Below are 25631 nucleotides of genomic sequence, written 5' to 3' on the forward strand. Positions count from 1 at the left end.
CGGATTGCGGCGGCGCCGTCTGTGCCCTGCTGCGGCTTCGTCAGGCTGCGCGCACCGCCGCGCGAAGTGCTTCCGCGGCGACTGCGCTGACGTCGGCGCCCTCGGACGCGGCTCGGAGCTCAAGCGCGCGGAGGGTCTCGGCATCGACGCGCATGTAGAGGCCGACGTCGGTCCCACCGATCGGCCGCGTGGTGTCCAGGCTCTCGGCGAGGTCGAGGAGCGAGTCAGAGCGCCTCGGACGTGATTTCGTCGTCCTGTGCCACGGCCGGGCGGCGGTCGTTCAGGCGGCGCGTGCGGGCGCCGGGACGAAGTGCTCGACGACGAGGGCCGTCTCGTCGACCGTCTCGCCGCGGTCCTCGGCCGCGCAGGTGAGCGCGAACGCGACGCCGTCCTCGACGAGGGCGCGGACGTCGTCGTAGGTGTCTCCCGCGACGGTCCACCCGTCGCTGTCGGGCGACTCGGCCCACCAGCCGGGCGGATCCTCGTGGTAGAGAACGCGAATGGTCACGGCCGCATCAGAGTAGCTTGAGCGCCTCGTCCTCGGAAAGGCCCACGTCGCGGACGAGAACTTTGCGCACGACGGGCGGGCCGACGGTGACCCAGTCGTGGAAGGCGGGCGACTATCCGGCGCCGAGCAGGCGGCGCGCCTCGTCCGGCCCGAGCTTGGCGACGGCGGCAAATCGGGCGGCGGCCGCGTCGGCCTCTCCCCCGTCCCGCGCCGGCGCGCTCTCCGGGGTGAACGCCCGCGTGGCGGCCTCAGACAGCCGCGACGCCTTGACCGAGTGCAGGTAGCGCTGCGTCGTCTTCAGATCGGCGTGGCCGAGGACGTCGCGGACGGTCACGGGATCGAGCACCCGGGTCAGAAGCGTGCCGGCGGTGTGACGGAGGTCGTGGAAGCGCAGCGGTGGCGCGCCGGCAGCGTCGCGAGCGGCGACGTACCGGCGGCGCAGGGCCGAGTCGTCGAGGCGCTCGCCGACGACGTTCGCGAACACGTAGTCGTCCGCGCGGGTGAAGTTCGGTCGCCGGGAGAGACGGTCGAGCGCGGCGAGCGTCTGGTCGGCGAGCGGCACGTAACGGACGCGCCGGCCTTGGTGCTGCTCTCGATACCGGCGGAGATCGCCCGTTCGACGACGAGCACGCGCTCCTCCCATTTCACGTCGCGCCAACGAAGCGCGACGAGCTCTCCGCGCCTGAGGCCGGTATAGGCGGCGACTCTGACGAGCTCGCCGAGCTGCGCGTCCTCCTCCGCGCGCTGCAGCTCCCCGGCCTCGGTCGTGCCGCGCGTCCAGGTGCGCCAGGTGCCCGCGGCTGCGGCGCGGGCGATCGCCTCGACCTGCTCGACGGTGAAGACCTCAAGTCGCGCCGGGCCGTCCTCGCGGCGCCGGGCGGCGAAGCGCGCCGGGTTCTGGGTGACGCGCCACTGCTCGGCACGGTCGGGGCGCAGCGCATAGTTGTAGATCGCTCCGATGATCTGCCGGTGTTTGTTGACGCTCCGGGCGCCGACGCCTTCGCGGGCGTGGCCGGCCAGTATGCGCTCGACGTCCGGAGTTGTGACCTCGCCGGCGGCTTTGTCGCCGATCGCCTTCATGATCCGGCCCTTGCGGATACGGCCGTTGCACGTCGGCGTCGTTCCGGGTTCGGCGAGTGCCGAGCGGTAGTCACGCATCGTCGCGGGCTTGACCCCCTCGACGAGCTCGAGGTGGTCGAGCCAGGCGTGGGCGAGCTCGCGGAACATCGGCGCGCGGCGCGCGGCCAGCGCGGCCTTGGCGGCGGCCGACCCGTCGCGGGCCAGCGCCCGCTCCTCCTCGATGTCGGTGATGAACGGCGTGATGCGCCGGCGTGCCTGGAACTCGGTGATCGCGCCGTCGGTGGGTCGGCCGGTCCGGGGCTGCCACTGGCCGGCGTCGTCGCGGGTCATCCATGCGGTCGCGCCGAGCCGGCGGCGGATGCGCGTGCCGTCCGCGCTGCGCCACTTCACGACCCATACGGGCTCCTGATCCTTGCGCCGTGTCTCGATGAGGAGGAACGCCGTCGTGATCGGATCCACGCGAGCCATCGCGCCGCACATTGTAACCCTTTCTACCGGCGGACCACGAGCGGACCAGCTCATCCCCAGCGGACCAAGAACGGACCAAAGTGTCGTGAAAACCGCTTGTTTAGTGCGCTTTAGCCGCTCCTAAAAGCCCGTATCTGAGCCTTCCAGCGCCGGAAAAGTCCGTTGCCATGCAGAGGGTCGAGAGTTCGAGTCTCTTCAGCCGCTTGGATCGAAACCCCCGCAACCGCGGGGGTTTCCTCGTTCCGGAGGGGGTTGCGCCGGCCCCGACGTGAGCGCCGTGAAGAAACAGCCAACCGGTCGTGACATCACCTTTTGGTTGTGTACGATCCCGGGCGTGAGCGTCGGCGCCCCCGTGATGTCCCCCCGCGAGAGACAGCCCGGCGGCTGCTGCACCGCCGTCGTGGAGCCTGATCTCGACGCCGCGCAGGCGATCGACCTCGCGGTCGTGGTCAAGGCGCTCGCCGATCCCACCCGGCTGCGGATCGTCGACGCCATCCGCAAGGCCGATCCGGAAGCGATCTGCCAGTGCGAGCTGCTCCCCCTGTTCGACATGACGCAGGCCGCGGTGGCCAAGCACCTGAAGGTCCTCGTCGCGGCCGGCGTGCTCGGATCCGAGCGCCGCGGGACCTGGATGTACTACTTCCTGGGCCCGACGGCGCTGAAGGAGCTGGCCGCATGGCTGGGCTGACGGCCGCACCCGACCGACGCTGAGCCACCACCTCGAGCACCGAGCACCATGACCCGTATCGCGATCAACGGCTTCGGCCGGATGGGCCGCCTGTCCGTGCGCGCCGGCTGGGACCGCCCCGACATCGACGTCGTCCACGTCAACGAGCCCAAGGGCGACGCGGCCACCGCAGCGCACCTGATGATGTTCGACTCCGTCCACGGGCGGTGGGCCCACTCGGCCGCCGGTGCCGGGCACACCCTCACGCTCGAGGACCGGGACCTCGCCTACACGTCGGCGTCGTCCCCCGCCGACGTCGACTGGGACGGCATCGATGTCGTACTCGAGTGCTCGGGCAGGTTCCGGACGATCGACGCGCTGCAGCCGTACCTCGACGCCGGCGTGAAGAAGGTCATCGTCGCCGCCCCCGTCAAGGACGACCGCGCCCTGAACGTCGTCATGGGGGTCAACGACGACCGCTACGACCCGGGCGTCCACGACGTCGTGACCGCGGCCTCGTGCACCACCAACTGCCTGGCCCCGGTGGTGAAGGTCATCCACGAGGGTCTCGGCATCCGCCGTGGGTCCATCACGACGCTGCACGACGTCACCAACACGCAGACCATCGTCGACGCCCCCCACAAGGACCTGCGCCGGGCGCGCGCCGCGTCGATGTCCCTGATCCCGACCACGACCGGGTCGGCCACCGCGATCGGCCTCATCTTCCCCACCCTGCAGGGCAAGCTCGACGGACTCGCCGTCCGCGTGCCGCTGCTCAACGCCTCCCTCACCGACGCGGTCTTCGAGGTCGCCCGCCCCACCACCGTGGAGGAGGTCAACGCCCTGCTGAAGGCGGGCGCGGACGGGCCGCTCAAGGGCATCCTCGGCTACGAGGAGCGCCCCCTCGTCTCCGTCGACTACGTGAACGACCCGCGGTCGGGCGTCGTCGACGCGCTCTCGACGATGGTCACCGACGAGACCCAGGTGAAGGTCCTCGCCTGGTACGACAACGAGTGGGGCTACGCGAATCGCCTGGTCGAGCTCGCCGGGCTCGTCGGCGCGGGGCTCGCCGCCTAGCGTCATGGGCACCACGGCGCCACGGCGGCCCGGAGACCTCCGCAACTACATCCTCGTCACCGGGGCCTACTGGGCGGACACCGTCGCCGACGGGGCCGGCCGCATGCTCGTCCTCTTCTACTTCTACGAGCTCGGCTACAGCCCGTTCAAGGTCGCGATGCTGTTCCTCTTCTACGAGGTCTTCGGCGTCGTCACGAACCTCGTCGGCGGCTGGCTGGCCGCGCGTCTCGGCCTCCGCGCCACGCTGGTCGCCGGCCTGTCGATCCAGCTCGTGGCCTTGACGATGCTCGGCGCCGTCCCCCGCTCCTGGCTCGTCGTCGCCTACGTGATGGTCGCCCAGGCCCTGGCGGGCATCGCCAAGGACCTGACGAAGATGAGCTCCAAGAGCGCGGTGAAGCTCGTGGTCGTCGACGGCGACGCGGGGGCGCTCTACCGGTGGGTGGCGATCCTCACGGGATCGAAGAACGCGCTGAAGGGCGTCGGCTTCTTCCTCGGCTGCCTCCTGCTCACCCTCGTCGGGTTCCGTGCCGGGATGCTCGCCCTGTCGGGCCTCATCCTCGTCGCCCTGGTGTCGGTGCTCACGCTGATGCACGGCGAGCTGGGGAAGCCGAACGCCAAGGCCAGGTTCCGTCAGATGTTCTCCAACAACCGCTCGGTGAACGTCCTCGCCGCCGCGCGGATCTTCCTCTTCGCCTCCCGCGACGTCTGGTTCGTCGTCGGCCTGCCGGTCTTCCTGCGGACCGAGCACGGCTGGTCCTTCTGGCAGGTCGGGATCTTCATGGCCGTGTGGGTCATCGGCTACGGCGTCGTCCAGGCCACCGCCCCGCGCTACGTCAAGGATCCCGACGGCCGCACGGCCACCGGGCTGGCGTTCGTGCTCGCGCTCCTCCCGGCCGCCATCGCGCTCGTCATGGCGACCGGCGTGGACCCGGTGCTGGTCGTCGTCGCCGGCCTCATCGCCTTCGGCCTCGTCTTCGCGCTGAACAGCGCGGTCCACAGCTACCTCATCCTCGCCTACGCCGACGGGGACAAGGTCGCGATGAACGTCGGCTTCTACTACATGGCCAACGCCGGCGGACGCCTCACGGGCACCGTGCTGTCCGGGGCGCTCTACCAGTGGCAGGGCCTCGAGGCCTGCCTCTGGGCGTCAGCCGCCTTCGTGCTCGCCGCCGGCCTCCTCGCGCGCAGGCTGCCCGGGAACCTCACCCCGGGCCGGCGACGTGGCGGCGCAGCGACCCGGGCGAACGTGGCGACCTCCGCCTAGGGGCTGTCCGAGGTATCAAGACAGCCTCTCGGCCGCACGCCCGTCGACGCGATCCGCCGCGCGACGGCGGCCGCCGTCTGCGTAGTTCTCGGCAGTTCCGCTGCGGATCCGCCGCCGACTTCGGCCGCGAGGGCTTCCGCGCAGCCTTCCGGTGCCTAGTGTCCAGCCGATGCACCGGCGTGCGCGACACCTCCCTCACCGATGACCGCCACACGCGCATCCGTCCGAGTCGGCCGTCGTCGGACGCCTGGCGACCCTGGACCGGTTCCTGCCGCTGTGGATCGCCGTGGCCATGGCCGGCGGCCTCGCCCTCGGGTCGCTGGTTCCGGGTCTCAACGACGTCCTCGACGGGCTGAAGGTCGGGACGGTCAGCCTGCCGATCGCCCTCGGGCTCCTGGCGATGATGTACCCGGTCCTGACGAAGGTCCGTTACGAGGACCTGGGCAGGATGCGCGGCGACGGCCGGTTCTTCGCGGTGTCGCTGGTGCTGTCCTGGGTCGTCGGACCGGCCCTGATGTTCACGCTGGCCTGGCTGCTTCTCGCCGATCAGCCCGAATACCGCACGGGCGTGATCGTCGTGGGCCTCGCCCGCTGCATCGCGATGGTCCTCGTCTGGAACGACCTGGCCGGCGGCGACAACGAGCGCGCCGCCGTGCTGGTGATCTTCAACGCGATCTTCCAGGTCGTCGCCTACGCACTCCTGGGCTGGTTCTACCTCGACGCCCTCCCCGACCTGCTGGGTCTGGACAACCAGGGCTTCCACGCCGGGATCTGGGAGGTCGGGCGCACCACCCTCATCTTCCTCGGCATCCCGCTGACCGCCGGATACCTCACCCGCCGCTGGGGCCTGCGCGCCCACGGCCGCGAGTGGTTCGAAGCCACGGTCATCCCGAAGATCGCTCCCATCACCCTCTACGGCCTGCTGTTCACCATCGTGCTGTTGTTCGCCATCCAGGGCGACACCATCACCACCAAGCCACTGACCGTCGCGCGGATCGCGCTGCCGCTGCTCGGCTACTTCGCCGGGATGTGGATCCTCGGCTTCCTCGTCGGCCGCGCCATGCACCTCGGGTACCCGAAGACCGCGACGCTCGCCTTCACCGTGGCCTCCAACGACTTCGAGTTGGCGATCGCCGTCGCCGTCGGCGTCTGGGGCGCGAGCTCCGGACAGGCCCTCGCCGGCGTCGTCGGACCCTCATCGAAGTCCCCGTCCTCGTGACGCTCGTCTACGTCGCCCTGTGGCTTCGCCGCCGCTGGTGGCCCGACGACCCCGCCGGGACTGCGCACCCCCCGCCGCCCCGGCGCTCGCTCGGCGGGCCCGCGGGGCCGCGGGTGTCGCCGGGCGGACTCTCAGCGTCGTCTCATCGGCCCGAGGGATCATGATGTTCACTCCGTGTTCACAGCGGGGACCCCTTTCTCATGGACTTCACGATCGCTCATGCCCTTGACCACTTCGCGCTCCGCCACGACGGCTTCGAAGACGTGCTTCGCGCGTATGTCGTCGCGTCGGAGTACCTCTTCATGGCTTTGGTCGCCGCGCTGCTCCTCGCCGCGGTCGTGCGCGGCGAATACCTGACCCGTGCGGTCGGCGTCCTGGCCGGCGTGAGTGCGGGCCTGGCCCTCCTGGTGGGGAAGGTCATCAGCACGGCCGTCGATCGGCCGAGGCCCTTCGTGAGCCACAGCTCGATCCACGACTTCCTCGCCCACGCGGCGGATCCCGGGATGCCGAGCGACCACGCCACGGCCGCGTTCGCGATCGGCACGGCGATCCTGGTGGCCCATCGCCGGGCGGGCGCGGCCGTCCTGGTGGCGGCCACCGTGCTCGCGCTCGGGCGGGTGTTCCTCGGGGTCCACTACCTCTCCGACGTCGCCGTCGGCGCTTTGCTGGGAACCGCATCGGCGCTGGCGGTGGCGGCAGTGGCGCGGCGGCTGCCCGACGTGCGAATCCCCCTGCTCGCGCGCCGAGCCGCCTAGACGCCACGACCCCGCGCCCCCGGCGGCGGTCCTCAGGCCCGCGGCGGGGCCTGCGAGGAGTCGGAGAACTCCCGGAAGAGCCCGGTCACGATGAAGGCCGTCTGCTCGCCCACGTCGACCGCGTTGTCACCGATGCGCTCGTACGCCCGCGCGACCATCGTCATCGTCATCGTCCACTCGCGGATGTCGGCGTCGTCGCCGAGCTTCACGGCGAGCGCGAAGATCTCCCGGTTCAGCCGGTTGATCGCGCGGTCCTGGCGCCAGAGATCCTCGGCGAGATGGATGTCCCGCTCCTCGAAGGCGCGCTTCGACAGCGCCACCTCGTCCCGCGCCGCCTGCCCCATGGTGAGGATCCGCTGCAGGATCTCGTCCTGCACCGGCGGCTCGTGCCCCGTGAGCGGGATGAGCTTCGCGATGTTCACGCACTGGTCGCCCATGCGCTCGATGTTCTTGATGACCTGCAGGAGCGCCGCGACGACCCGCAGGTCGCCGGCCACCGGGGCCTGCAGCGCGAGCAGCGACAGCACGCCCTGATGGACCTCCAGGTAGCGCCCGTCGATGCGGTCGTCGTCGGCGACGATGAACTCGGCGAGCTCCACGTCGACCTGCTCGACCGCCTCGAGCGTCCGGTCGATCTGCCCGAGCACGAGGTCCATCCCGCCGAGCGCGGACTCCTCGAGCCCGCGGAGCTGCTCCTGGAAGTGCGGCCGTCCGGACGCCGGCATCCGCTAGCCGAACTTCCCGGTGACGTACTCCTCGGTCCGGGAGTCCTTGGGGTTGGAGAAGATGTCCTCGGTCTTCGCATGCTCGACCATGTCGCCGAGCAGGAAGAACGCCGTGGTGTCGGCGACGCGCGCCGCCTGCTGCATGTTGTGGGTGACGATGACGATCGTGTACTCCTGCTTGAGGTCGTGGATCAGGTCCTCGACCTTGAGGGTCGCGATCGGGTCCAGCGCCGAGCAGGGCTCGTCCATGAGCACGACCCGCGGCTCGACCGCGATCGTCCGGGCGATGCAGAGCCGCTGCTGCTGCCCGCCGGAGAGCCCGATGCCCGGCGACGACAGCCGGTCCTTGACCTCGTCCCACAGGCCCGCGCCGCGGAGCGACTTCTCGACGCGCTCCTTCATGTCGACGCCCTTGACGCCGTTGAGCTTCAGCCCGGCCGCGACGTTGTCGAAGATCGACATCGTCGGGAAGGGGTTCGGCTTCTGGAAGACCATGCCGACCGCCCGCCGCACCGACACGACGTCGACGCCGGGACCGTAGATGTCGGTGTCGTCGAGGAGGATCTGCCCCTCGGCACGCGCGCCCGGGATCTCCTCGTGCATGCGGTTCAGGCACCGCAGGAGCGTCGACTTGCCGCAGCCCGACGGCCCGATCATCGCCGTCACCTCGTTGGCCTTGTACTCGATGCTCACGCCCTTGATCGCGTGCGTGTCGCCGTAGTAGGCGTTCACGTCGCGCACGGACATCGAGTGGCCGGGCGGCGCGGACACGGCCGCGGCGCCGGACGCGGAAGCGCCCGCGGCAGCGGGGTCGGTGCGGGTCTCCGGGGGGTCGGCCTCGGTGGACGACATGGGGATCTCCTGCTTCGGCTCTCGGGTGATGGGGTCTGAGCTCATGAGACGCGGCTCCTGCGCGCGGCGACGCGCGCGATCAGCGTGATGACGAGGATAAGCACCACGAGCGTCAGGGCGGCGGCCCACGCCCGGTTGACGATGTCGTTGTTCGGCTGGCTGATGTCGGCGTAGATCTGCGCGGGCAGCGAGTTCATCCGCTGCCCGAGGTTGTAGGTCGTCCCGTTCACCGTCGCGGCGGTGAAGAGCAGCGGCGCCGTCTCCCCCATCCCGCGGGCGACCGCGAGCAGCGACCCGGTGATGAGACCGGGCAGCGCCGTCGGAAGGACGATCTTGAGCGTGACCTTCCAGCGCGGGACGCCGAGGGCGAGCGCCGCCTCGCGGAGTGCCTCGGGCACGAGCCCGAGCACGACCTCCGCCGAGCGCGTCACGACGGGCAGCATGAGGAGTGCCAGGGCGAACGAGCCCTTGTAGCCGGTGAACGACGCGCCGCCGAACTTCGTCGTGACGAGCGTGATGTAGACGAAGAGGCCGAAGACGATCGACGGGACGCCGGTCATGACGTCGACGAGGTAGCGGACGATCTGCGCGAAGACCGTCTTCTTGCCGAACTCGACGAGGTAGAGGGCGACGCCGATCCCGAGCGGGATCGCGATGACCGAGGCGAGCCCGACGATCTCGAGCGTGCCGATGATCGCGGACTTCACGCCCCCCGGGTCGCCGAGGAAGTTGCCGGTCGGGTCGGTCGTGAAGAAGCCCGATCCGATCCCCTTCAGCCCGCGGGAGAAGAGGTAGTAGATGACGAGGACGAGCGGGATGAGCGCGATGACCGTCCCGAGCCCGAGCAGCCCGCGCATGATGAGGTCGGTGGTGCGGCGGCGCCCGGAGACCGGCGCGAGCAGGGTGGCGGCGGAGCTCGGGGTGCTCATGACGTCGCGGCCTCCGGGTCGTTGAGCGCCGCGGCCGTGACGGCCGGCGGCGGCAGACGGGTGCCCTGGCGGCCCTCGGCGCGGATGACGAGGCCGCGGGCGACGCCGTTGATGGCGAGCGTGAGGATGAAGAGCAGCAGGCCGGCGGCGATGAGCGCGCCGGCGTGCAGCGGATCGTTCGCCGCCTCGCCGAACTCGTTCGCGATGACGGCGGCGAGCGAGTAGCCCTGATCGAAGAGCTGCTTGCCGACGACCGGCGAGTTCCCGATGACGAGGACGACGGCGATCGTCTCGCCGACGGCGCGGCCGAGGCCGAGGAGCGCGGCGCCGGTGATGCCCGACCGCGAGTACGGGAGGACCGCGATGCGGATCATCTCCCACCGCGTGGCGCCGACCGCGAGCGCCGCCTCCTTGTGCTCGGCCGGGACGGTCGCGATGACCTCGCGCGAGATCGCCGAGACGATCGGCAGGATCATGATCGCGAGCAGCAGGCCCGCGATGAAGTAGTTCGGCCCCGCCACGTTGCCCCCGATGAAGGGCAGGAAGTGCAGGGTGTCGGAGAAGCTCTGCTCGGTGCCGCGGAGCTTCGGGATGAGGACGAAGACGCCCCAGAGCCCGTAGACGACGGACGGGACGGCGGCGAGCAGCTCGACGAGGATCGTCAGCGGCTGGCGCAGCCGCGGCGGGCTGATCTCGGTGATGAAGAGCGCCGTCGCCACCGCGACCGGGACTCCGATGACCAGCGCCGTCGCCGAGGTGATGAGCGTGCCGGCGAGCAGCGGCCAGGCGCCGAAGACGTCCTTCGACGGATTCCAGTCGTTCGAGGTGACGAACGAGAGGACGCCCTGGTGGGCGAGCGCCGGCCGCGCCTTCACGACGAGGAAGACGAAGAAGAAGGCCAGCAGGACGAGGACGAGCCCCGCGAGGGCCGTGAGGCCCCCGCGGAACACGCCGTCGGCGCGGCGCGCCGCCGGTGACCGCCGCGACAACGTGTCGCGACGGCCGGCCGGCTTCAGGCGGGCGGCGCCGGCTTCCATCAGGAGCCCGTGACCGCGGCCCCGTTGCAGGTGACCTTGCCGAGGGCGGCGGTGCCCTTGGTGATGAGGTTGGCCGGCAGCGGCGCGTAGGACAGCTTCTTGACCGTGCCCTGGCCGGAGGGTCCGAGGAGGTACTTGGCGAAGGCCACGAGGCCGTTCGCGACGTCCTTGGAGCCGCCGGCCTTGCACGGGTCGGTCGGGAAGTCGAGGAACGTCTGCGAGACGATCGGGTAGGCCTTCGCGTTCGGGGCGTCGATCGTGCTGATGCCGAGGTCGGCGGGCACGGTCAGGCCCTCGGCCGCGGCCGAGGTCGAGTCGAGGGTCGGGGCGACGAAGGCGCCCGACTTGTTCTTCACGTCCGCGAACGTGAAGCCGTTCTGCAGCGCGTACGCCTGCTCCACGTAGCCGATGGCGCCGTCGGTCTGCTTCACGGCGGCGGCGACGCCGTCGTTGCCCTTGGCGCCCGTGCCGGTCGGCCACTTGATGTCCTTGTCGACACCGGGGCCGCTCTTCCAGGCGGGCGAGTAGTTCGCGAGGAACTGCGTGAAGCCCTTCGTCGTGCCCGAGGAGTCCGAGCGGTGGACGACGGTGATGTTCGTGGACGGCAGGCTGAGGCCGCTGTTGAGCTTGGCGATCGCCGGGTCGTTCCACTTCTTGATCTTGCCGAGGTAGATGTCGGCCGCCGTCACGCCGTCGAGCTTGATGCCCGACTTCTGGCCCGACAGGTTGTAGGACAGCGTGATCGCACCGAGGGCGATCGGCACCTGGACCGGAGCGACCTTCATCTTGCTCTTGTCCTCCGGCGCGAGGGCCGGGTCGGAGCCCGCGAAGTCCGCCGTGCCGGCCTGCAGCTGCGCGACACCGTCACCGGAACCGACGCCCTGGTAGTTGACCGTGAGGCCGCTGGACTTCAGCTCGCTGCCGACCTGCTGGTAGATCGGGGCGGCGAAGGTGGAGCCGGCGCCGTTGAGCGTCGCCGAGACCGTCGGCGCGCTGGAGCCGCCCGTCCCGGATGCGGCGGTGGTGGACGAGTTGTTACTGCTGCCACAGGCCGCGACGCCGAGGGCGAGAGCCCCCGTGCTGAGCGCGGCGATGAACGTGGTTGACCTCAAGACAGCTCCTTCGTTGTTGGACGGGCGACCATCACGGTGCCGTCGACCCGCCTGGATGGTGTTGCGTGGATGTGCCTGCGTTGTGAAAAGGGTGTGAAACCTCGGATACCGACTCAGGTTGGAACCGGTAGCCGAACCCGACGTGGGTGTGGATGTGGTGCCACCCGGGGAGCGCCGAATCGAGCTTCACGCGCAGTTTGTGCACGTACACGTCGATCGACCGGTCGCCGTCCCGGAGCTCTCCGCCCCAGACGGTGCGATAGAGGTCGTTCCGGGCGACGATCCCGCCCTGCCGGCGCACGAGGGCGCACAGCAGCTGGAACTCCCGCACGGACAGGGTCAGCGCACGTCCGGCCGCCAGGACCAGCCCATCCTCCGGGCGGATCTCGAGCGCACCGGCGGTCAGCACGTCTTCTCGCTTCGCGGCCTCCATCGACGAGCAGCCTCCCGCGGGCGGCCCGCGATCCGGTTACCGCGCGGTGAACCGATCGTGAAAGAGTTGTGAACGACCGTCGGAACTCCCCTTCACGCGCTTAAGGTCAGGCCGATGAGGATGCCGGGCCGTCGGGCCGACGAAGGAGCCGTGCTCCAGCTGCTGGAGGAGTCGGGCCGGAACGTGGAGCGCTCGACGCTCATCCTCCACGACCTCGTCCGCGACTACCCCGAGCGCAGCGACCTCGCCCGCGAGATGGTCCTCTGCGAGCACGAGGGCGACCGCATCACCCACGACATCATCCATCTGCTCCACGACGGCGGCGGACGCCGGGCGATCGTCGGCCCCGCCGACGGCCACGCCCTCGCAACCGCCCTGGACGACATCGTCGACTTCGCCGAGCAGACCGCCGACACGCTCTCGACCTACGGCATCGAGGCCCCGATGGAGCAGGCCACGGCGCTCGCCGAGGTCCTCGTGGGCGCCGGCGAGCAGGTGGCCCGTGCGCTCCGCGCCCTGCGCACCGGCGCGGACATGGCCCCCCACCTCGTCGAGATCCACCGCCTCGAGAACGAGGGCGACCGCATCACCCGCGATGGCGTCGCCTCGCTCTTCGCCGACGGCATCGACCCGATGGTCGTCATCCGGTGGAAGGACATCTTCGGCGCCCTCGAGGCCTCCGTCGACGCGTGCGAGACGGTCGCGCATGTCCTCGAGGGGATCGGGCTGCGGCGCCGGCGCTGACCGCCCGCGCAGCACGACGGGCGCCCGTGAAGGGGCGCCCGCCGTCCACCGATCGGGTCTGCCGGAGACGGCTACCCCTGCTGGAGCTGCGAGGTCGCCGCGACGGCCGCCTTGTAGACGACGCCGGGGATCGGCGAGAAGTCCAGCGCCGGGCCGAACGACTGCCCGGCACCGCTCATCGCGTAGAGCACGAAGAGCCGGACCGCACCCGCCTGCTTGGAGACCTTTGGCACGATCGCGTACGTGAAGGTCGAGAGCGGGTAGGCCGTCTTGTACTTCGCGGGCGGATCGACGATGTGCAACTCGTTGTTCGCCGGCACGGACTTCACGGCTGCCGCGGCGGCCTTGATGTTCGCGAGGTTCGGGTACTCGAACTTGCCGGCCCGGTTCTGCAGCAGCGCCGTGTTCAGGTGGTGGGCGATGATGTAGGACGCGGAGATGTAGCCGATCGACCCGTTGGTCGAGCTGACGACCGCGGTGACGCCGTCGTTGCCCTTGCCGCCGACGCCCTTCGGGAAGCTGACCGCGGTGGCGTTGCCGATCCGCGACTTCCAGCCGGCGTCAACACGCGAGAGGAAATCCGTGAACGCGTACGTGTCGCCGGACCCGTCGCTGCGGTACACCGGCGTGATCGTCAGGTTCGGGAGCTTGAGCTTCGGGTTGATCTTCTTGATGCTCTTGTCGTTCCACTTCGTGATCGCCCCCTGGTAGATCCGGGAGATGATCTTGCCCGTGAGCCGGAGGTTGCGCACGCCGTTGAGGCGGTAGGCGATGCCCGTGGCGGTGAGCGCCCACGGGATCTGGACGCAGCCGTTGCAGGCGGCGGCCTGCGACGGGTTGAGCGGCGCGTCGGACGCGCCGAAGTCGACGGTCCGGGCCGTCACCTGGGCGATGCCCGCCCCGGAGCCGACGGCGCCGTAGGTGACGTTGATGTCGTGCTTGTTGGCGAAGTCCTGGGTCCAGCTCGTCATGAGCGGGGCCACGAGGGTCGACCCGGCGCCGGTGAGGGAGCCTGCGGCCATGGCGTTGGCGGTCAGCCCGGCCGATGCGCTGGTGGTCACCAGCGCGGCGACCGTGACGCCGAGCAGTCTGCTGCGGTTCACGTGTGTGCCTTTCACGTCGTTGTGTGGTGGTGCAGGAAGCAGGCGGAAGACTCACGGCACCGAGCGACCGCCCTGTTTCCAGGGTGTGCTCACGTCGTAGAAATCGTGTGAACGTCGCCCCGGGTTCCGGCAAGCTGGCCTACCCTCCCGGTCGTGATCGGCCGGTTGTCAGCACGCGACGTATCCCCCGCCACCGCGTCGGTGGGCGTCCGGCCCTCCGACCGGGCGGGCGACACCCTCCTGCGCGGCCTGTGCGCCACCGCCGCGGTCGCGGTCATCGCCGTCATGGTGGACATCGCCTACCAGGTCCTCCACGGCAGCCACCAGGCGCTCTCGAAGTTCGGGCTCGGCTTCCTCGTGCACACGACCTGGCGGCCGAACTTCGACGTCTTCGGCGCCGGCTCGTTCCTCTACGGGACGATCGTGAGCTCGCTCATGGCCCTCCTCATCGCGACGCCCCTCGCCATCGCCATCGCGCTCTACCTCAGCCTCATGGCGCCACGCGGGGTCCGCAGCATCGTCGGCTCCCTCGTCGAGATGCTCGCCGCCGTCCCCAGCGTCGTCATCGGGTTCTGGGGCATCCTCGTCCTCTCCCCGTTCGTCCGCGACCACCTGGAGCCGTGGCTGCACGGGGCCTTCGGGTTCATCCCCCTGTTCGGGCCGCCCCAGACCACCGGCAGCAGCACGTTCACGGCGGGACTCATCCTCACGATCATGGTCATCCCGATCATCGCCTCGGTCAGCCGGGACCTCTTCGACACCGTCCCGCAGGAGCTCCAGGACGGAGCCGCGGCCCTCGGGGCCACGCGCTGGGAGATCGTCCGCGGCGTCATTCTCCCGTCGACCGCCTCCGGGGTCGCAGCGGCCGCGTTCCTCGGGCTCGGGCGCGCCCTCGGCGAGGCGATCGCGGTCACCCAGGTCATCGGCGCCGGAACCGGCATCCACGCCTCGCTCTTCGCCACCGGCGACACGCTCGCCAGCCGCGTCGCGAACGAGTTCGCCGGCGCCACGTCGACGCTGCACACCGCGGCGATCTTCTACGCCGCGGCCATCCTGCTCGTCATCGGGCTCAGCACGAACCTCTTCGCGCAGTGGATCGGACGCCGCTTCGACCCCAGCCGGCTCGTCGCCCGATGAGCACCACGGAGGTGGACTTCACCGCGCCACTCGTGGCGACGGGGAACCTGCGCCGGCGCCACCGGGTCAGCCGGGCGGCGGAGGGCCTGGCCCTGGGCTCCAGCGTCGCCGCCGTCGCGGTGCTCGGCATCATCGTCGCCTACGTCGTGGTCCACGGCGCCGGGGCGCTGAGCCTCGACTTCCTGACCAAGGAGCCGTCCCCCGGGGGCGGGCCGGGCGGGGGGATCGCCCCGGCGATCGTCGGCACCGGGCTCCTCGTCGGGGTCGCGACCGTCATCGCGATGCCGATCGGCGTGCTCGTCGCGGTCTACCTGACCGAGTTCGCCGGCCCGGCGGCGGCACGACCGATCCGCCTCGCGCTCGACCTCCTCAACGGCCTCCCGTCGATTGTCGTCGGCCTGTTCGTGTTCGGCCTGCTCGTCGTGGGCAAGCACCAGTCCGGGTTCGCGGCGGCCTTCGCGCTGTCGATCATCATGCTGCCGCTGATCGCGCGGTCCACGCAGGAGATGCTCGGCCTCGTGCCCCGTCAGCTCCGTGAGGCCGCGGACGCACTGGGCGTGAGCCGCTGGCGGACCGTGCTCACCGTCGTGCTCCCCAGTGCGGCCGGCGGCATCGTGACGGGCACCGTCCTCGCCGTCGCGCGGGCGGCGGGCGAGACGGCGCCGCTGATCTTCACGAGCTCGATCTTCGGAAACCGGGTCACGCTCGACCTGCTCGGGACGCCGATCCCGAACATCCCCGTCCAGATCTTCACGCTCTCCGAGACCCCCGATCCCTCGGGGTACGAGCGCGCCTGGGGCGCAGCCTTCGTGCTCCTGTCCTTCATCCTCGTCGCCAACATCGGCGCGAGGGCCTTGCTGACCCGCAGTCGAAAGAAGATGGGCCGATGACGAGAAGCAGCACCGACGGCAGCGCCGACCTCGAGGCCGTGACCGCCGTCCTGCCCCGCATCCGCATCGGCGGCGAGAGGCGGGCACCGGCCGCCGCGGCCGCCTCGCCGTCCGTCGCCGCCGTACCGCGCGAGGTCGTCTTCCAGGCCCGCGGGGTCGGCGTGAGCTACGGCGAGAAGCGGGCCATCGCCGGCGTGGACCTCGACATCCCCCGCAACCTCGTGACCGCGATCATCGGCCCGTCGGGCTGCGGGAAGTCGACCTTCCTGCGCAGCCTGAACCGGATGAACGACACGGTCCCCGGTTTCCGCCTCGACGGCCAGGTGCTCTACCACGGGCACGACGTCTACGGCCCCGGGGTCGACCGCGTGGAGGTGCGCCGCCGCATCGGGATGGTCTTCCAGAAGCCCAACCCCTTCCCGAAGTCGATCTACGACAACGTCGCCTGGGCGCCGCGCAACCTCGGCCTGCGCGAGGGGCTCGACGCCCGCGTGGAGCGCGCGCTCCGCGGCGCCGCCCTGTGGGACGAGGTCAAGGACCGGCTGAAGGACTCGGCGCTCGGGCTCTCCGGCGGCCAGCAGCAGCGCCTGTGCATCGCCCGGGCCATCGCGATCGAGCCCGACGTCCTGCTGCTCGACGAACCGGCCTCGGCCCTCGACCCGATCGCGACGCTCGCGATCGAGGAGCTCATGCACACGCTGAAGCAGCGGTACACGATCGTCATCGTCACCCACAACATGCAGCAGGCCGCGCGGGTCGCCGATCGCACCGCGTTCTTCAGCCTCGATGTCTCCGGAAGCGATCGGGTCGGGACGCTCGTCGAGTACGACACGACCGAGATGATCTTCACGCGGCCCGCCGACACCCGCACGCGGGACTACGTCACCGGGCGCTTCGGCTGAGCGGCCACGCCGCGGCCGCGGCCGGTGCCGGTCAGCCCACGGCCGCCGGCGGCGCCGTCAGCCCGCGGCCGCGGCCGGCGCCAGCAGCGCGCTGCCGCACTGCCAGCAGAAGACCGCGCCGCTGCTGTGCGGCGAGGCGCACGTCGGGCACGCCCCGGACGCGCCGGTCTGGTCGGTGCGCAGGATGCGCTCCACCTCGGCGAGTTCCGCGTCGACGGTCTGCAGCGCGGCCGCCCGCTCGACGAGCAGGTCCACGCGGACGTGGTCGCGGATCGCCATCTCGTACGCGAGGCCGCCGAGGTCCCACTGCAGCTCGGCGAAGCGGGCGTTCAGCTGCTCGCGGCGGCGCTCGAGGTCGACGAGCGCCGTCGTCGCCGGCGGCGGGCCGAACGGCGCCGCGCTCGGGCCGCGGCGACGGGCGAAGGGGTTCTGGGCTCTCATCGATCTGCTCCTGGTCCTGTCGCGGTCATGGGCTGCCGAAGAAGTTGCCGGTGAACTTGCCGCCCGTGTAGCCGGGCCCGGATCCCTTCTGCCCGACCTTCACGACCTTGCCGGGCACCGGCTTCTTCTTCGCCGCGGGCTTCGTCTTGGGGACCTTCGCCGCGGCGGCGGCCTTCGCGGTGCTCTTCTTCGCCGAAGGGGTGGAGGCGGTCGCGGCGGCGTCCGACGCACCCGGCGTCGTCGCGGTCGCGTCGGTCGCGGCCGGCGCCGCGGCGCCGCCCGCGATCGTGACGACCTGCGGGGCGGCGGCCTGTGTGCTGCCGTCGCCGCCGGCCGAGTGGCCGATGAGGACACCCACCCCCATGGCGAGCACGAGCGTCGCGACCCCGGCGATGAGCGCCGTGCTCGTCGTGGCCGGCCCCCGCTCGGTGCGGATGGTCTCGGTCGACGGCACGACGGTCGCCGCAGCCGGCGGCGGCGTGAAGCGCGGCCGGCCCCGGCGCTCGCCGCAGCGCAGGCAGTAGCGCTGATCGACCGCGAGCTTCGCCGCGCAGTTCGGGCAGGAGTCACCCGCGGTCGGGACGAGCGGGGACGGCAGGAACTCGATCGTGTCGGTCATGGCGATGGCCCGGAGTGTGGGCCATCGCCGGCCGGGACTTGTGAACCACCTGTTTCCATTGCGTTTGCCGGATGTTCACGACCGCGGCGCCCGCGTCCGTGACGATGCCACGCTGCCCATGACTTCGCCCAGCCCGCCGTCCGCGTCCGGTCCGCCCGCCTGCACCTGCGACGAGTGCGGCACCCCCGCCGTGCCCGGGCAGCACTACTGCACGATCTGCGGGACCCGCCTCGCGCCCACGCCGGAGCCGGAGCCGGAGCCGGGGGGCGGGACGGCGCCAGACGCCGCCGCCGCAGCGGCCGGCGACGGTCGTGCGCAGCCGGCCCCCTTCGGCTTCGCGATGCCCGGCCCGCGCGCGGCCGCCGTCGCCGTCATGGGCGTGCTCGGCTTCGGGGTCGTGCTCGGATCGGTCGCGAGCCCGTCGGCCGACAGCGCGAGCCGGCGGCGCGTCCTCGTCGCGGTCGCGCCTCGGCCGGCCACCGCCATCACCGCTTCCGTGCCGGCGGCGCCGCCCGCGCCCACGCCGGCGCCCGCCGTCCCGGACGTCCCGGCGCCGCTCCCCGTCGCGGACGCCCCGGTGGCCGACGCCGCCCCGGCCACCGCGACGCCGACCCCGACCCCGACCCCGAGCCCGAGCGCCACCCCGGCGACCGTGGACGACAGCGCCACCGCCCCCGACGGCCCGTCGCTTCCGCCCGTGAAGCACGTCTTCGTCGTCATGCTCTCCCAGCAGGAGGACGCGGGCGCCTTCGGCCCCGCCTCGCCGTCGAAGGAGCTGGGGGCGCTCGTGAAGCAGGGCGAGGTGCTCCCGAACTACTACGCGGTCGCCCAGGGCGAGCTCGCGAACGAGATCGCCCTGGTCAGCGGACAGGGTCCGACGGTGCAGACGACGGCCGACTGCCCGCAGTACACCGACATCACCCCGGCGACGATCGACGACAAGACCGGACAGGTCTCGGGCGCCGGCTGCGTCTACCCGGCCAAGGCGCAGACGCTGGCCGACCAGCTCGCGGCGGACGGGCGTACCTGGAAGGCGTACGTCGAGGGCGTGGACACCCCGCCGGCCGCCGCGGCCCCGCAGGACCCCGCGAGCGCTGCGCCGGCGGCGCCGGCGCCACTCGTCGCCGCGACACCCACCACCCTTGCGACCCCGGCGCCCGCAACGACCGCGCCCGGCTCGCCCACGGTGGCGACGTCGCCGCCCGCCGGCCTGCGCGCGGCCACCGGGACCGGGCCCACGTGCCGGCACCCGCAGGCCGGCACCCCGGACACCGAGGGCGTCCCCCGCCCCGGCGACCCCTACGTCACCTGGCGCAACCCCTTCGTCTACTTCCACTCGGTCATCGACGCCCCCGCCTGCGCCGCGCAGATCGCCGGCCTCGACGCGCTCGATCACGACCTCGCGGCCGAGAAGGACACGCCGGCGGTGTCGTACATCGTCCCGGACCGCTGCCACGACGGCAGCCCGCAGCCCTGCGCCACCGGTGCCCCCGCCGGGCTGGCCGCCGCCGATCCCTTCCTGCGCACCACCGTCACCCGGATCATGCGCTCGCCCGCCTACCGGGCCGGGGGCCTGATCGCGATCACGTTCGCGCAGGCGCCCCAGCGCGGCGAGCACGCCGACCCGTCGAGCTGCTGCGTCGCGCCGCTCTACCCGAACCTGCCCGCGCCCGGAACGACACCCGCCGACCCGCCGCCCGCGGCCCCCGGCACCCCCGCCGACGCCCCCGGGCCTGCGACCGGTGCCGCCACCAGCGCCCCGGCCGCCGCGGCGCCGCCCGCGGGCACGACGGCCACGACCGCGCCGACGACCCCGGCCGTGCCGGCCGATCCCACGAGCTCCCCCGGCGGCGGCAAGGTCGGGCTGCTGCTGCTCTCGCCGTACGTGAAGGCCGGATCCCAGAACGTGGTCGGGTCCTACAACCACTACTCGCTGCTCGGCAGCATCGAGGACCTCTTCGACCTGGCCCACCTCGGCTACGCCAAGGACGCGGCCCTGCCGACCTTCGACTCCGCCGTCTACAACGCGCCTGCGAAGACGGGTTGATCGCGCGCCGGGCGTCGTCGCCCGGCGCGCCGAACGGCCGCTTCACCTCGGGACGACGAGCCGTCCCGCCGCGTCCCCCCGGCGTCGCGGTCGCTTCGTCCGGTATCTACCACTGTACGATTGTGAAGTTGCATCTCGTCGGGAAGGGCGGTAGATTGACAGCCACACGGCTGTACATCGGTACATCCGCCCCTACACCCGCCGAGTTGCCATGACCAGCGAATCCACGGACCCCAGCCCCGACCCCCTGCGCAGCCGCCTCGCCGCGCCCGGCCGCGCCACCTGAGCCCCGGGTCCAGGCACCCGCTCCGATGCTCAGCGCACTGCTCTTCGGTCTGGTCATCGGCCTGATTCTCGGCATGGTGGGCGGTGGCGGCGCCGTCCTCGCCGTGCCCGCCCTCGTCTACGCCGTCGGACTGGACGTGCACGCGGCGACGACCGCCAGCCTGGCGGTCGTCGCCGCCGGTGCCGCCACCGGGGCGATCGGCCAGGCCCGCCGCGGAGCGGTCTGCTGGACCTCGGCCGCGTGGTTCGCCGTCGCCGCGGCGGGCGGCAGCATCCTCGGCACGATCGCCAACCGCGCGATGGGCGGCGCTGCACTGCTGCTGCTCTTCAGCGGCGTGATGCTGCTCGCGGCGCGCGCGACCTGGCAGCGCGCCGGCTCGCCGGCGTGCGGCGTCGGCGGCTGCCCCCAGGCCCGCGCCCGCGTCCTGCTTCCCGCCGGCCTGCTCGTCGGCGCCCTCACCGGCCTCGTCGGCGTGGGCGGCGGCTTCGTCGTCGTCCCGGCCCTCGCGATCGGGCTGAGCTTCGGGATGCGCGAGGCCATGGGCACCTCGATGGTCATCGTCGCGATCGTGTCGCTGTGCGGGCTGTTCGCGCACCTGGCGGCCGGCAGCCACCTCGACGTCCCCATCGCCGCGGCGATGGGCGGCGCCGCCGTGGCCGGCGCCCTGCTCGGCCCCCGCTTCGCCGACCGCTTCTCGACCCGCGTCCTCGGCCAGGGCTTCGCGGTGCTCGTGGTCCTCGTCGCGCTGGGCGTCGCGGGGGCCACCGTCGCCGGCGTCAGCGTGTGAGCGGCAGGCCGAGGGTGACCCAGTCGTGAATCCCGCCTCGGTAGTAGCGCAGCCGCGCCGGATCCCAGCCCGCCTCGAGCAGCGCAGCGACCGCCTGAGGCGTCGCCGTGCACTGCGGGCCGTTGCAGAACAGGACCACGGGCCCATCGACGTCCAGCCCCGCCAGGCCCTCCAGGATGTCCTCGTGACGGATCGCGACAGCTCGCGGAAGCGTCCCGTGGAGGACATCCGAGGGCTGCCGCGTGTCGACGAGCGCGCCGCCGACCCGGAGGTGGTCGAGCACCTCGAGCTCCCCGACCGTCTCGACGCCACCGGGCAGCCGCAGCGGCTGGATGTGCCCCCAGGTCGCATCGACGACGAACAGGCCGGGCTCGCCCGGAACGGCGCGCGGCAGCCTGGCGACGGGGTCACGGCGCTCGATGCGCTCGGACGGCTGATGGTGATGCGGCATGGACATTCCCTCCCTTTGACAACTGTACGTTTGTACATTAGTCTACTTCCATGCAGTCGCCCCCACCCGCAGGAGCCCGCATGACGCTCGCACCCTCAGCCGCCACCTCGATCACCGCGTCCGACCTCGCCGAGCGCCTGACGCACGGCCCGCACCTCACGGTCCTCGACGTGCGCGACGACGCGACGTGGGGCATCGAGGCTCCCGGCGCGACCTCGTGCCACATGCCGGCGGCGACCGTCCTCGCCGACCCCCGGGCCGCGGCCCAGCGTCTGGACGGTCCGGTCGCGGTGGTCTGCAACCGGGGCATCAGCGCCGGCGACGTCGCCCTGGCGCTCCGCGCCGAGGGCGTCGCCGCGCTGGTCGTGGAGGGCGGCATGCGCGGCTGGATCGGCGCGCTGCAGTCGCGAGAGGTCGACCTCGGGATCGACGGGCTGTCGGTGCTCCAGGTCCAGCGTCCCGGCCGCGGCTGCCTCTCGTACGTGATCGCCTCGGGCACCGAGGCGCTCGTCGTCGACCCCGCGCCCGACGCCGCGTTCTACGTCGCGCTCGCCGCGGGCCTCGGCGCCAGGGTCACCACGGTCGTGGACACCCACCTGCACGCCGACCACCTCTCGGGTGCGCGCGCCCTCGCCGACCTGACCGGCGCGACCCTGCGCCTCCCGGCGCCGGCGCTCGAGCGCGGCGTGGCCTACGCCGTGACCGCGCTGCACGACGGCGACACGCTGGCCGTCGGCGACATCACCGTCCGCGCCCTGTCGCTCCCGGGCCACACGACCGACATGACCGGGCTGATGATCGCCGACCGGGCGCTGCTCAGCGGCGACTCGCTGTTCGCTGACGGCGTCGCCCGCCCGGACCTGCAGGAGGGCGATCCCGACGGCGCCCGCGCGATGGCCCGGATGCTGCACGCCACGCTGCACGAGCGCATCCTCGCGCTCGGCGACGACGTCCTGCTGCTGCCCGGCCACACGCACCCCGGGGTCAACGCGACCGCGATCGCCCCGCCGCTGGCGGCCGTGCGCGCCGCGGTCCCGGAACTGCGCATCGACGACCCGGCCGAGTTCGCCGAGGCCCTGCTCGCCGGGATGCCCCCGCGCCCGGCCAACTACGAGGCCGTCATCGCCGTGAACGCCGGCACCCACCCCTTTGACCCCGAGCTGGAAACCGGCGGCAACAGCTGCTCGACCCGCTGATCGACCCACGGAGACCGTCCCATGAAGCTCCCCAGCCCCATCCCGATGGACCTCGCCGAGATGATCGCCGCGCGCCTGCGCGTCATCGGCGACCCCAACCGCATCCGCATCCTCGACCTGCTCCGCGAGGGCGAGCTCTCGGTCGCGCAGATCACCGAGCGCCTCGGCACGAGCCAGCAGAACGCCTCCAAGCACCTCGGCGTGCTCCTGCAGGCCGGGATCGTCGCCCGCCGCAAGGACGGCACGAGCTCGCTCTACAGCGTCGCCGACCAGGGCGTCTACGACCTCTGCGAGCAGGTCTGCGGCGGGCTGCAGATGCAGCTCGCCGAACTCACCGCGATGATCGAGGGCACGCGATGAGCACCGCCGCCCCCGAGAAGGCCTGCCCCGCCGATCTGGTGGCGCGGCGCAGCGGCTGGCCGCTGGAGCGCGTCCTGTTCGCGGTGGCGGGGACGATGTCCCTGCTCGGCGCGCTGCTGAGCGCGGTCGTGAGCCCGTGGTTCCTGCTGCTCGTCGCGTTCGTCGGCGTCAACCAGTGGCTGTTCGTCGCGCTGGGCGACTGCCCCGCGTCGCTCGTCCTCACGCGCGTGCTGCACGTGCAGCGCGGCTGCCCGCGCTGAGCGGCCGCCCGCGCCGAGCGGCTTCCCCGCACCCCCGACCCGTACCCCGCCCCGATGCGCCCGCCGCGGCGTCACACCACGCTGCCCTGAGCCGCCTTTCCCTCTCGGAGGAACCCTGATGAGCACCACCGCCCCCACCCCCCGCACCGCACCGCCCACACCGCCGGCCGGCACCCACCGGTCCGGCCGCCTCGGCCGCCTCGGCCGCTACGCGGCGACGAACACCCGCACCGTCTTCATCGCCTGGGCGATCGTCGCAGTGGCGCTCGGGATCTTCGCCCCGCGCGTCGAGACGGCGCTGTCCGGCGCAGGCTGGCAGGCCAACGGCTCTGAGTCGGTGCAGGTCCGTGATCTCGTGAAGTCGGAGTTCGCCGGCCTCAACAGCACCGGGCTGATGGTCGTGGTGCACAGCAAGGCGCAGACCGCCTCGTCGCCCGCGTTCCAGCGGACCGTCGCGCAGATCGCCGCCAAGCTGAAGGCCGACGGCCGGGTGGCGTCCGTGTCGCTGCCGCAGGCCGGGCAGACGATCAGCCGCGACGGGCACACGGCCATCGTCATGGCCGGTGCGAAGGCCGACGCGAACACGATGGTCCGCGCCGCCGATGACCTCAAGGCCCCGCTCACCGCGCTGGGCACCAAGGACGTGCAGGTCGCGCTGACCGGCGCTTCCGGGATGTGGTCGGACTTCAACGCGGCCAACCGCAGCGCGATGATGCGCTCTGAGGCGTTCTCGTGGCCGGTGACGCTCGGCATCCTCGTGCTCGCGTTCGGCTCGCTCGTCGCCGCGGGCCTGCCGCTGCTGCTCACGATCCTCGGCCTGATGGCCTCCGCCGGCTCGCTCTTCCTGCTGACGAAGGTCTCCCCGATCTCGATATGGGCGATGAACTTCGCGCTCATGTTCGCGCTGGCGCTCGGCATCGACTACGCCCTGTTCATCGTCATGCGCTTCCGCGGCGCGCTGTTCGGGCGGCACGAGAACCGCGTCGACGCCGTCGAGGAGACGATGGACACTGCCGGGAAGGCGGTGCTCTTCAGCGGGGTCACGGTCCTCATCTCGCTGACGGCGGTGATGCTCGTCGACAGCCCCGCGTTCCGCTCGATGGCCCTCGGGATCATGCTCTCGGTCGTCTTCATCCTCGCGGCGACCCTCACGCTGCTGCCCGCCGTGCTCGGCAAGCTCGGCACGAAGGTCGACAACGTCTCGCTGCCGTGGGCGCACCACGGCGAGCACCGGTCCGCGCGGTTCGCCGCCTGGGGCGAGTACCTTTGGCGCCGCCCCTGGGCCCTGGGCATCGCGACCGTGGCCGTGCTCGGCGCGCTGGCCGTCCCCGTCCTCACGCTCAGCACCGGCATGCCCTCGATCAAGGTCGTCCCCAAGCACGACACGAGCCGCCAGGGCTACGAGCTCGTCCAGCAGGCGTTCGGCATCGGTGCCCCCGGCGCCCTGCAGGTGACCGCACCGGCCGCCGACGCCGCCCGCGTCCGCACCGCCCTGCTCGCCGACCCCGCGATCGCCCAGGTCACCCCGCCGCAGCCCGGCGCGTCCGGGAAGTTCGTGCTGCTGCAGGCGGTCCCGAAGGTCGACCCGTCCTCCAAGGCGCTCGGCCAGGCGATCGACCGCCTCCGCGCCTCGCTCCCGGCCGGCGCCATGGTCGGCGGCGCCCCCGCCGAGAACCACGACCTCGAGACCGAGCTGCACGACAAGACGCCGCTCGTCATCGGCGTCGTCCTCGGCCTCGGCTTCCTGCTCCTGCTCATCGCCCTGCAGGCCCCGCTGATCGCGGCGATCGGCGTGCTCACCAACCTCCTGGCGACCGGCGCCGCGTTCGGCGTCGCCAAGCTCATCTTCCAGGAGGGTCACGGCGCGAGCCTGCTCGGCTTCGAGTCGCAGGGCTTCCTGGACGCCTGGGGACCCGTGTTCTTCTTCGCGATGATCTTCGCGATCTCCATGGACTACACCGTCTTCCTGCTCTCCAGCGCGAAGGAGCACTGGGACCGGACCGGTGACCCGAAGGAGGCGATGGTCGGCGGCCTGGCGCACTCCGGCCGCGTCATCTTCGCCGCCGGCGCGGTGATGGTCGCCGTGTTCCTCACCTTCGCCCTGTCCGGCCCGCTGCCCCCGAAGGAGATGGGCATCATCCTCGGCGTCGCCGTGCTCCTGGACGCGCTACTCGTCCGCCTGATGCTCGTGCCGATCCTCCTGCGCCTCACCGGCACCAAGGCCTGGTACCTGCCCAGGTGGCTGGACCGCATCCTCCCCGACGTCAAGTTCGGGCACTGAG

Annotated in this window: 28 protein-coding genes; 16 read left to right on the forward strand and 12 right to left on the reverse strand. The window is 71.9% G+C overall.

What is annotated here, in order from left to right; all coding sequences use genetic code 11:
* Window positions 1-280 precede the first annotated feature (280 nt).
* Window positions 281-508, reverse strand: a complete 228-nt coding sequence (locus tag NBH00_RS16715) for a hypothetical protein (RefSeq protein ID WP_254569731.1) — start codon at window positions 506-508, stop codon at window positions 281-283.
* A gap of 112 nt (window positions 509-620) precedes the next feature.
* Entirely contained in the window at window positions 621-1151 is a 531-nt protein-coding gene (locus NBH00_RS16720) for a tyrosine-type recombinase/integrase (protein WP_254569732.1), read from the reverse strand.
* A gap of 525 nt (window positions 1152-1676) precedes the next feature.
* On the opposite strand from NBH00_RS16720, the gene NBH00_RS16725 reads away from it, so the two are divergent.
* The 6 genes from NBH00_RS16725 (at window position 1677) to NBH00_RS16750 (ending at window position 7038) form a co-directional block, all read left to right on the forward strand.
* Window positions 1677-1997 (forward strand): hypothetical protein, encoded by a 321-nt coding sequence (locus NBH00_RS16725; protein ID WP_254569733.1) that lies wholly within the window; start codon window positions 1677-1679, stop codon window positions 1995-1997.
* A 393-nt stretch (window positions 1998-2390) separates the two neighbouring features.
* On the forward strand, window positions 2391-2744 hold the full coding sequence (locus NBH00_RS16730; RefSeq protein ID WP_254569734.1) for an ArsR/SmtB family transcription factor: 354 nt from the start codon (window positions 2391-2393) through the stop codon (window positions 2742-2744).
* Window positions 2745-2792: 48 nt separating this feature from the next.
* A complete protein-coding gene (locus NBH00_RS16735) occupies window positions 2793-3800 on the forward strand; it encodes an ArsJ-associated glyceraldehyde-3-phosphate dehydrogenase (protein ID WP_254569735.1) in 1008 nt (335 codons plus the stop codon).
* A gap of 4 nt (window positions 3801-3804) precedes the next feature.
* On the forward strand, window positions 3805-5064 hold the full coding sequence (gene arsJ, locus NBH00_RS16740; RefSeq protein ID WP_254569736.1) for an organoarsenical effux MFS transporter ArsJ: 1260 nt from the start codon (window positions 3805-3807) through the stop codon (window positions 5062-5064).
* Window positions 5065-5356: 292 nt separating this feature from the next.
* Window positions 5357-6283 carry an ACR3 family arsenite efflux transporter gene (gene arsB / locus NBH00_RS16745; RefSeq protein WP_254569737.1) on the forward strand — a complete coding sequence of 309 codons (927 nt, stop codon included), beginning with the start codon at window positions 5357-5359 and terminating at the stop codon, window positions 6281-6283.
* A 200-nt stretch (window positions 6284-6483) separates the two neighbouring features.
* Window positions 6484-7038 carry a phosphatase PAP2 family protein gene (locus NBH00_RS16750; protein WP_254569738.1) on the forward strand — a complete coding sequence of 185 codons (555 nt, stop codon included), beginning with the start codon at window positions 6484-6486 and terminating at the stop codon, window positions 7036-7038.
* Window positions 7039-7070: 32 nt separating this feature from the next.
* Here the strand turns inward: NBH00_RS16750 and phoU are convergent, their stop codons facing one another.
* The 6 genes from phoU to NBH00_RS16780 all read right to left on the reverse strand — a co-directional run bounded on the left by phoU (window position 7071) and on the right by NBH00_RS16780 (window position 12126).
* The gene (gene phoU / locus NBH00_RS16755; protein ID WP_254569739.1) at window positions 7071-7763 is read right to left on the reverse strand and encodes a phosphate signaling complex protein PhoU; all 693 of its coding nucleotides are present in this window, start codon (window positions 7761-7763) and stop codon (window positions 7071-7073) included.
* Between the two features lie 3 nt (window positions 7764-7766).
* Entirely contained in the window at window positions 7767-8510 is a 744-nt protein-coding gene (gene pstB / locus NBH00_RS16760; RefSeq protein WP_254573737.1) for a phosphate ABC transporter ATP-binding protein PstB, read from the reverse strand.
* A gap of 146 nt (window positions 8511-8656) precedes the next feature.
* Window positions 8657-9544, reverse strand: coding sequence for a phosphate ABC transporter permease PstA (pstA, locus tag NBH00_RS16765; protein ID WP_254569740.1), 888 nt, complete (start codon window positions 9542-9544; stop codon window positions 8657-8659).
* Window positions 9541-10581, reverse strand: coding sequence for a phosphate ABC transporter permease subunit PstC (gene pstC, locus NBH00_RS16770; protein WP_254569741.1), 1041 nt, complete (start codon window positions 10579-10581; stop codon window positions 9541-9543). Before pstC (NBH00_RS16770) ends, pstA (NBH00_RS16765) begins: the two co-directional genes overlap by 4 nt.
* The gene (gene pstS, locus NBH00_RS16775; protein ID WP_254569742.1) at window positions 10581-11693 is read right to left on the reverse strand and encodes a phosphate ABC transporter substrate-binding protein PstS; all 1113 of its coding nucleotides are present in this window, start codon (window positions 11691-11693) and stop codon (window positions 10581-10583) included. Before pstS (NBH00_RS16775) ends, pstC (NBH00_RS16770) begins: the two co-directional genes overlap by 1 nt.
* Before the next feature lie 31 nt (window positions 11694-11724).
* Window positions 11725-12126, reverse strand: coding sequence for a winged helix-turn-helix domain-containing protein (locus NBH00_RS16780; protein ID WP_254569743.1), 402 nt, complete (start codon window positions 12124-12126; stop codon window positions 11725-11727).
* Between the two features lie 150 nt (window positions 12127-12276).
* On the opposite strand from NBH00_RS16780, the gene NBH00_RS16785 reads away from it, so the two are divergent.
* Entirely contained in the window at window positions 12277-12870 is a 594-nt protein-coding gene (locus NBH00_RS16785; RefSeq protein WP_254569744.1) for a DUF47 domain-containing protein, read from the forward strand.
* Window positions 12871-12941: 71 nt separating this feature from the next.
* Here NBH00_RS16785 and pstS (NBH00_RS16790) read toward each other — a convergent pair whose 3' ends face one another.
* Window positions 12942-13973 (reverse strand): phosphate ABC transporter substrate-binding protein PstS, encoded by a 1032-nt coding sequence (gene pstS, locus NBH00_RS16790; RefSeq protein ID WP_254569745.1) that lies wholly within the window; start codon window positions 13971-13973, stop codon window positions 12942-12944.
* 201 nt (window positions 13974-14174) lie between these two features.
* Between pstS (NBH00_RS16790) and pstC (NBH00_RS16795) the strand changes: the two genes are divergently transcribed.
* From pstC (NBH00_RS16795) to pstB (NBH00_RS16805), 3 genes are read left to right on the forward strand one after another with little or no spacing between them, the layout of a single operon-like run.
* Entirely contained in the window at window positions 14175-15110 is a 936-nt protein-coding gene (pstC, locus tag NBH00_RS16795) for a phosphate ABC transporter permease subunit PstC (protein ID WP_254569746.1), read from the forward strand.
* Window positions 15107-16000: a phosphate ABC transporter permease PstA gene (pstA, locus tag NBH00_RS16800; protein ID WP_254569747.1), complete on the forward strand. Its 894-nt coding sequence runs from the start codon at window positions 15107-15109 to the stop codon at window positions 15998-16000. The genes pstC (NBH00_RS16795) and pstA (NBH00_RS16800) overlap by 4 nt, the downstream gene beginning before the upstream one ends.
* Window positions 15997-16902 carry a phosphate ABC transporter ATP-binding protein PstB gene (gene pstB, locus NBH00_RS16805; RefSeq protein ID WP_254569748.1) on the forward strand — a complete coding sequence of 302 codons (906 nt, stop codon included), beginning with the start codon at window positions 15997-15999 and terminating at the stop codon, window positions 16900-16902. Before pstA (NBH00_RS16800) ends, pstB (NBH00_RS16805) begins: the two co-directional genes overlap by 4 nt.
* A gap of 57 nt (window positions 16903-16959) precedes the next feature.
* On the opposite strand, the gene NBH00_RS16810 is transcribed toward pstB (NBH00_RS16805), so the two are convergent.
* Both NBH00_RS16810 and NBH00_RS16815 read right to left on the reverse strand, forming a co-directional pair.
* Complete coding sequence (locus NBH00_RS16810; protein ID WP_254569749.1) at window positions 16960-17343, reverse strand: hypothetical protein; 384 nt, start codon at window positions 17341-17343, stop codon at window positions 16960-16962.
* 25 nt (window positions 17344-17368) lie between these two features.
* Window positions 17369-17962, reverse strand: a complete 594-nt coding sequence (locus tag NBH00_RS16815; protein ID WP_254569750.1) for a hypothetical protein — start codon at window positions 17960-17962, stop codon at window positions 17369-17371.
* 118 nt (window positions 17963-18080) lie between these two features.
* Between NBH00_RS16815 and NBH00_RS16820 the strand changes: the two genes are divergently transcribed.
* Window positions 18081-20009, forward strand: coding sequence for a hypothetical protein (locus tag NBH00_RS16820; RefSeq protein WP_254569751.1), 1929 nt, complete (start codon window positions 18081-18083; stop codon window positions 20007-20009).
* Between the two features lie 311 nt (window positions 20010-20320).
* The gene (locus NBH00_RS16825) at window positions 20321-21082 is read left to right on the forward strand and encodes a sulfite exporter TauE/SafE family protein (RefSeq protein ID WP_254569752.1); all 762 of its coding nucleotides are present in this window, start codon (window positions 20321-20323) and stop codon (window positions 21080-21082) included.
* On the opposite strand, the gene NBH00_RS16830 is transcribed toward NBH00_RS16825, so the two are convergent.
* Window positions 21072-21533: a rhodanese-like domain-containing protein gene (locus NBH00_RS16830; protein WP_254569753.1), complete on the reverse strand. Its 462-nt coding sequence runs from the start codon at window positions 21531-21533 to the stop codon at window positions 21072-21074. The two genes, NBH00_RS16825 and NBH00_RS16830, sit on opposite strands and share 11 nt — an antisense overlap.
* 80 nt (window positions 21534-21613) lie before the next feature.
* Here NBH00_RS16830 and NBH00_RS16835 point away from each other — a divergent pair, with 80 nt between their 5' ends.
* From NBH00_RS16835 to NBH00_RS16850, 4 genes are all read left to right on the forward strand, one after another.
* Window positions 21614-22729, forward strand: a complete 1116-nt coding sequence (locus NBH00_RS16835; RefSeq protein ID WP_254569754.1) for an MBL fold metallo-hydrolase — start codon at window positions 21614-21616, stop codon at window positions 22727-22729.
* Between the two features lie 21 nt (window positions 22730-22750).
* On the forward strand, window positions 22751-23089 hold the full coding sequence (locus tag NBH00_RS16840) for an ArsR/SmtB family transcription factor (protein WP_254569755.1): 339 nt from the start codon (window positions 22751-22753) through the stop codon (window positions 23087-23089).
* The gene (locus tag NBH00_RS16845; RefSeq protein ID WP_254569756.1) at window positions 23086-23349 is read left to right on the forward strand and encodes a DUF2892 domain-containing protein; all 264 of its coding nucleotides are present in this window, start codon (window positions 23086-23088) and stop codon (window positions 23347-23349) included. The genes NBH00_RS16840 and NBH00_RS16845 overlap by 4 nt, the downstream gene beginning before the upstream one ends.
* Before the next feature lie 118 nt (window positions 23350-23467).
* A complete protein-coding gene (locus NBH00_RS16850; RefSeq protein ID WP_254569757.1) occupies window positions 23468-25630 on the forward strand; it encodes an MMPL family transporter in 2163 nt (720 codons plus the stop codon).
* The last annotated feature ends 1 nt before the right edge of the window (window position 25631 follow it).

Source organism: Paraconexibacter antarcticus, from assembly GCF_024220175.1.
GTDB lineage: Bacteria > Actinomycetota > Thermoleophilia > Solirubrobacterales > Solirubrobacteraceae > Paraconexibacter > Paraconexibacter antarcticus.

Coding starts and splice junctions, on each gene's coding strand:
- NBH00_RS16850 (WP_254569757.1), top strand. CDS start 23,468: ATGAGCACCACCGCCCCCACCCCCCGCACCGCACCGCCCACACCGCCG.
- pstC (WP_254569741.1), bottom strand. CDS start 10,581: ATGGAAGCCGGCGCCGCCCGCCTGAAGCCGGCCGGCCGTCGCGACACG.
- NBH00_RS16750 (WP_254569738.1), top strand. CDS start 6,484: ATGGACTTCACGATCGCTCATGCCCTTGACCACTTCGCGCTCCGCCAC.
- NBH00_RS16840 (WP_254569755.1), top strand. CDS start 22,751: ATGAAGCTCCCCAGCCCCATCCCGATGGACCTCGCCGAGATGATCGCC.
- NBH00_RS16735 (WP_254569735.1), top strand. CDS start 2,793: ATGACCCGTATCGCGATCAACGGCTTCGGCCGGATGGGCCGCCTGTCC.
- phoU (WP_254569739.1), bottom strand. CDS start 7,763: ATGCCGGCGTCCGGACGGCCGCACTTCCAGGAGCAGCTCCGCGGGCTC.
- NBH00_RS16815 (WP_254569750.1), bottom strand. CDS start 17,962: ATGACCGACACGATCGAGTTCCTGCCGTCCCCGCTCGTCCCGACCGCG.
- NBH00_RS16780 (WP_254569743.1), bottom strand. CDS start 12,126: ATGGAGGCCGCGAAGCGAGAAGACGTGCTGACCGCCGGTGCGCTCGAG.
- pstB (WP_254569748.1), top strand. CDS start 15,997: ATGACGAGAAGCAGCACCGACGGCAGCGCCGACCTCGAGGCCGTGACC.
- NBH00_RS16820 (WP_254569751.1), top strand. CDS start 18,081: ATGACTTCGCCCAGCCCGCCGTCCGCGTCCGGTCCGCCCGCCTGCACC.
- NBH00_RS16835 (WP_254569754.1), top strand. CDS start 21,614: ATGACGCTCGCACCCTCAGCCGCCACCTCGATCACCGCGTCCGACCTC.
- pstA (WP_254569747.1), top strand. CDS start 15,107: ATGAGCACCACGGAGGTGGACTTCACCGCGCCACTCGTGGCGACGGGG.
- arsB (WP_254569737.1), top strand. CDS start 5,357: ATGGCCGGCGGCCTCGCCCTCGGGTCGCTGGTTCCGGGTCTCAACGAC.
- NBH00_RS16720 (WP_254569732.1), bottom strand. CDS start 1,151: ATGGGAGGAGCGCGTGCTCGTCGTCGAACGGGCGATCTCCGCCGGTAT.
- pstB (WP_254573737.1), bottom strand. CDS start 8,510: ATGTCCGTGCGCGACGTGAACGCCTACTACGGCGACACGCACGCGATC.
- NBH00_RS16825 (WP_254569752.1), top strand. CDS start 20,321: ATGCTCAGCGCACTGCTCTTCGGTCTGGTCATCGGCCTGATTCTCGGC.
- NBH00_RS16810 (WP_254569749.1), bottom strand. CDS start 17,343: ATGAGAGCCCAGAACCCCTTCGCCCGTCGCCGCGGCCCGAGCGCGGCG.
- pstA (WP_254569740.1), bottom strand. CDS start 9,544: ATGAGCACCCCGAGCTCCGCCGCCACCCTGCTCGCGCCGGTCTCCGGG.
- NBH00_RS16845 (WP_254569756.1), top strand. CDS start 23,086: ATGAGCACCGCCGCCCCCGAGAAGGCCTGCCCCGCCGATCTGGTGGCG.
- arsJ (WP_254569736.1), top strand. CDS start 3,805: ATGGGCACCACGGCGCCACGGCGGCCCGGAGACCTCCGCAACTACATC.
- NBH00_RS16830 (WP_254569753.1), bottom strand. CDS start 21,533: ATGCCGCATCACCATCAGCCGTCCGAGCGCATCGAGCGCCGTGACCCC.